Source organism: Streptomyces torulosus, assembly GCF_001419765.1.
In the GTDB taxonomy this organism is placed as follows: domain Bacteria; phylum Actinomycetota; class Actinomycetes; order Streptomycetales; family Streptomycetaceae; genus Streptomyces; species Streptomyces torulosus.
In genome coordinates, this window is sequence record NZ_LIRK01000421.1 from 1 (window position 1) to 4485 (window position 4485).

The window sequence follows — 4485 nt, forward strand, 5'->3', positions numbered from 1 at the left end:
GACGAACGGCAAGGTCGAACGCTTCCACCGCACCCTGCTCGACGAATGGGCCTACCAGCGGCCCTACACCTCAGACACCGAACGGCAGGCCGCGTTTCCCGACTGGCTGGACTGGTACAACTACCACCGACCCCACACCGGCATCAGCGGCCAAACCCCAGCCAGCCGCGTCACCAACCTCTCCGAACAGCACACCTAGGGGCTAAGGCCGCCTTGTTGTTCCGGCAGGTTTCCGCCCTTGAGGGTGGGGCCACCGGTCAGCCGCCGTCGGCCCGGCCGTCGTGGCGCGGTAGCTGCTGGGGCTCAGGCCCTTGAGGCGTTTGAACGCGGCGCTGAAGCCGAAGGCGTCGGCGTAACCGACCGATCTGGCGATCTCGGCGATGCCGAGGTCGGTGTCGGACAGCAGCACCTCGGCCTCGTCCATGCGGCATTCGGTGAGGTAGGCGAGCGGCGGACGGCCCATCAGCAGGGTGAAGCGCTTGGCGAACAGCGCCCGCGAGACCCCGGCGCGAGCGGCCAGGGAGGCCACGGTCCAGGGTGCGGCGGGCCGGTCGTGGAAGGACTGCAGGGCGGGCGCGAGGACCGGGTCGGCGAGGCCCCGGTACCAACTGGGCGCGTCGGCGCCCGCCTTGCCGAACCAGCTGCGCAATGTGCACACCAGGGCCCAGTCGAGGAGCCGGTCCATCAACGCCTGTGAACCGGCCGAGTGTTGGGCGGCGTCGGTGGCGGCCGTCTCCAGCCAGGCACAGACCTCGGCGTCCTCCTCGACCACGAGGACGGGCGGCAGGGCACGCAGGAGCCGCTCATGGCGGTGGCCCGAGGCTCGGTAGGCGCCCACGATCAACGCGGTCGCCTCCTCCGAGTCGATGCCCCAGTGGATACCGCCGAGTTCCTGGGCGGTGCACTCGGCGCTCTCGGTGAAACAGGCGATCTCGTAGGCGGCGTGGGAACCGTGCACGGTGGTGGGGTGGTCCACGAGGTGGAACGGTTCGGGTCCGCGCACGATGGCGGTGTCCCCCGCGCCGATCGCCCGTTCCGTTCCGTCGGGCAGCAGCAACGTGCCCCCGCCTCGCAGCACGCTGATCATGACGAGCGGCGCGGCGTCGGCGAAGCGGATGGTCCAGGGCGCCGCCAGTACGGCGTGACAGACGACCGACCCCTCGGCCCGGATGCCGCTCAGCAGCGAACTCAGAGTATCCACGGCACATATCGTAGACGATCTCCTATGTTTCAGAGCTGATCTCCCATGGATCATCTACGCCGTCGGGGCTGTACTGGACTCGTTCATCGGACCGACCGAGACCACCGGGAGACACCGTGACGCAGCACGACAGCCGTGCCACAGCACTCGTCGTCGTCGCACACCACCGCACCGATTCCCTCACCGCGCACACGGCCAGGCGTGCCGCCGCCCGGCTCGAGGCCGTCGGCTACCGCGTCGACCTGCTCGACCTGCACGCAGAGGGGTTCGACCCTCGGATGAACGTGGCGGACCAGCCGGACTGGGGCGACCGGGAGAAGAGGTACTCGGACGAAGTCCACGCGCACATGCGGCGCATCCTCGACGCCGATGCCGTCGTCGCCGTCTTCCCGGTGTACTGGCAGAGCGTGCCCGCCATCCTCAAGGGCTGGATCGACCGCGTATGGAACTACGGGTTGGCCTACGGGCGCAGCAAGCCCCGCCTCGCAGGCAAACGCATCCTGTGGCTGGGCCTGGCCGGCGCCACTGCCGACGATCCCGTCGTGGAGGGGATGCGGACCGTCCTCGAGACCAATCTGAGCGAGGGCATCGCCTATTACTGCGGCTTCTCCCACTCCACCGTCGGCCTTCTCACCGACGCGGAGGAACGCCCGCAGCGCGTCGACGCCGAGGGCAACCTCCTGGTCGGCGACGCGGTCACCGGCGCCGAACGGGAGGCGCAGTACGCGGACTTCGACCGCCGTGCAGAGCAGTTCGTGGAGAAGTTCGTCGCCGAGGAGACTGCGGCGATCTGACCGCCAGGGGTCGTTGGTGCTGGAACGGGGAGCGTTCGACTTACCCCGTGGCACCGGTCCACGGCGACGCTGTGGTCGTTGGTGGTGCGCATCAGGCCCGCGTGTGCCGCGGACCTGATGCGCGTCGGATGGGGCGCTTCCCCCCCCTCTACATGGCCTGCCGGCCGTCAAGTTCCCGTCGGGCGGCGAGAGCCCTTGCCAGCACCTTGGCGCGGTAGGGGTTCGCGGCGTCGAGGGCCGTCGCCACCGCCACCGCCTCGTCCAAGAGGGCAAGCCGCTGCCCGGGCAGCTCCCGCACCAGCGGCGAGGCGCTGGCCTCCACCAGGACGTACGCCAACTTCGACCCGTACACCTCCGGCTCGACCTGCGTCAGCAGGCGGTAGATCCACAGTCCTTCGGCGCCGCGCACCACCCGCCGGTTCGCGCTGAGCAGCTGGACCTTCGCCCGCAGAACCATGTCCTGATCCATCGATCCCCCTTCGTACCCTCACCCCTCCGGCCCGTCCCGTCACGCGACGGCACAGCACAGCGAACGCGTCGGCAGCCGGGAACGGATGCCGACACGGACGTCGGAGAGTGGATGACGACGAGTCTGCGGGCGGACCACCACCTGCGACAAGCCCGAACGGACGTGCGCTCCGTCCTACCGAAACCGCCTCCGAACAGGCATGATGGATCTGACACTCGCTGAGAACCGCGCCCGCCGCCAGGGATTGGCGGAGGTGGTCGACAAGGAGGGGTCGCGCCCGTCCGCTGGACCCCGGGTGGGTGCTCCCTCTCGTGCCGGGAGCACCCGTGGCTCGAGGGATGGTCAGCGCAGGCCCTGGAGGCGCCAGATCTGGTTCTTCTTGGTGGCGAGGGTGCTGCCGGTGTCGCAGGTCCACTGGTTGATCAGGGCGCGTGGCTGGGTGGAGACGCCGGCGACGTCGACGCACTTGCCGCTGTGAACGGCGACCAGTTGGTAGTCCTGGCCGTTGCCGAGCGCGGTGACCGGCCTGAGGGTGAACATCTGGTTGGTGGTGCCGCTACAGGTCCGCTGGATGACGGCGGCGCCGTCGGTGGTGGAGGCGCCGTTGATGTCCAGGCATGTGCCACTGTGCTGGTTGACCACCGTGTAGGTGTCGGGGCGTCCGGCGACCGGCTTGAAGTCGAACATCTGCTGGTAGCCGCCCTCGCAGTCGTACTGCTGGTACTGCGTGCCGTTGGCCTGGCTGAGGTCGGTGTCGTCCAGGCACTGCCCGCTGTTCTCGCTCACGGCGACCGTGGAGACGGTGGTGTCGGACGGCGGGAGCAGGGTGACGGTATAGCCGTCCCTCGCGTCGGTGTAAGGGACCGTCAACGAAGCGGTGTTGCCGGTGACCGTCAGGGCCGTGTCGGAGACGGTCGTCGGGCCGGTGACGGCGGCTCCGTTGTTGTACGGGACGCGCTGGACGACGGCGCGGACCTTGCCGTTCTCCACGACAGAGGTGGTGTTGAGGCCGGTCAGGTTGACGGTGACGTTGCCGGTGTTGCCGTTGCTGCCGATCAGGATCTTGGCGTTCTTGGCGGTGTTGTCCTTGGTGGCGAAGCCGTCGATGTCGCTGCCGGGGGCGTAGGTGACGATGCTGCCGGTCTGCGAGCCGTAGTAGCGGTACATGAACCACTCGCCGAGCGGCACGTACTGGCCGGAGCTGTTCTGGGTGAGCAGATTGGCCGCGTAGTCGTGCAGGTTGGGGCCCCATCCCCAGTTGGCGCGCATGCCGTCGGCGCCGGCCCGTTCCCGGCGGCTGATGAACCAGGCGCCGCCCCCGGGGTGCTGCTGCTCCCGCCCGGCGTACTCGTTGATCTGGTACGGGCGTGTGTTGGTCAGGCCCGCCGCGGCGAGGGTCGCGTTGGCGTTGCTGACGGACTGGACCGGGTCGTGCGGTATGACGTGCCAGCTGTAGATGTCGGGGGCGACGTTGTTGGACTTGACGTGGTTCAGGAAGGTCGTCCACCAGGTGATGGAGGAGCTGGGCGGGTTCGCCGTGCTGGGCCCGACGATGAGCTGCCCGGGCAGGCCGGCCCGCACGGCGGCGTAAAAGCGCGACCACATCTGCAGGTACTGGCTCTGCGACCGGTCCCACACGAGCTTCCCTCGCGGCCAGGTTCCTGCGAACCGGTTCGATGAAGCGACCGGGATGATTGAGGCCGGTGCCGTAGATCCGATCGCCAGGCGTGCGCCCTCCACTGCCGGACGGGGACGGCCTACCCGGTCGACTCGGCGGACGTAGCGTGTGGGTGTTGTTGTGTACAGGGAGGTCCCCGTGGCGGGTTCTCTGGGCAGACTGGGCGCATGACAGCAACATCGATGGCCAAAGGCGGCAACCTTCCCGTCGCCGCCAAGGCGGTGCACGTCGAGCTCGGCTGGTCCGGGAGTCCCGGAGGGCCGGACGCCGATGCCTCGGCGCTGCTGCTCGGCACCGACGGGCGCGTGAGGGACGACGGGGACTTCGTCTTCTACAACCAGCC

At 68.9% G+C, this 4485-nt stretch carries 6 protein-coding genes; 3 read left to right on the forward strand and 3 right to left on the reverse strand.

Features of this window, described 5'->3' with window-relative positions; all coding sequences use genetic code 11:
* Positions 1-199 (forward strand): integrase core domain-containing protein (locus AOK23_RS27400; protein WP_157878171.1); only part of this gene is annotated, 199 nt, incomplete at its 5' end.
* Between the two features lie 3 nt (positions 200-202).
* Here AOK23_RS27400 and AOK23_RS27405 read toward each other — a convergent pair.
* Complete coding sequence (locus tag AOK23_RS27405) at positions 203-1201, reverse strand: AraC family transcriptional regulator (RefSeq protein WP_420823758.1); 999 nt, start codon at positions 1199-1201, stop codon at positions 203-205.
* 116 nt (positions 1202-1317) lie between these two features.
* Between AOK23_RS27405 and AOK23_RS27410 the strand changes: the two genes are divergently transcribed.
* A complete protein-coding gene (locus AOK23_RS27410) occupies positions 1318-1995 on the forward strand; it encodes an NAD(P)H oxidoreductase (RefSeq protein ID WP_055715295.1) in 678 nt (225 codons plus the stop codon).
* Between the two features lie 148 nt (positions 1996-2143).
* Here the strand turns inward: AOK23_RS27410 and AOK23_RS27415 are convergent, their stop codons facing one another.
* Both AOK23_RS27415 and AOK23_RS27420 read right to left on the reverse strand, forming a co-directional pair.
* On the reverse strand, positions 2144-2464 hold the full coding sequence (locus tag AOK23_RS27415; protein ID WP_055715296.1) for a hypothetical protein: 321 nt from the start codon (positions 2462-2464) through the stop codon (positions 2144-2146).
* A gap of 342 nt (positions 2465-2806) precedes the next feature.
* On the reverse strand, positions 2807-4102 hold the full coding sequence (locus AOK23_RS27420) for an RICIN domain-containing protein (RefSeq protein ID WP_240496584.1): 1296 nt from the start codon (positions 4100-4102) through the stop codon (positions 2807-2809).
* Between the two features lie 207 nt (positions 4103-4309).
* On the opposite strand from AOK23_RS27420, the gene AOK23_RS50365 reads away from it, so the two are divergent.
* On the forward strand, positions 4310-4485 hold a 176-nt coding region (locus tag AOK23_RS50365; protein ID WP_240496586.1), incomplete at its 3' end, for a TerD family protein.

What these genes read in the sequence shown, in the direction of transcription:
- AOK23_RS27415 (WP_055715296.1), bottom strand. Translation starts at nt 2,464, where the DNA reads ATGGATCAGGACATGGTTCTGCGGGCGAAGGTCCAGCTGCTCAGCGCG.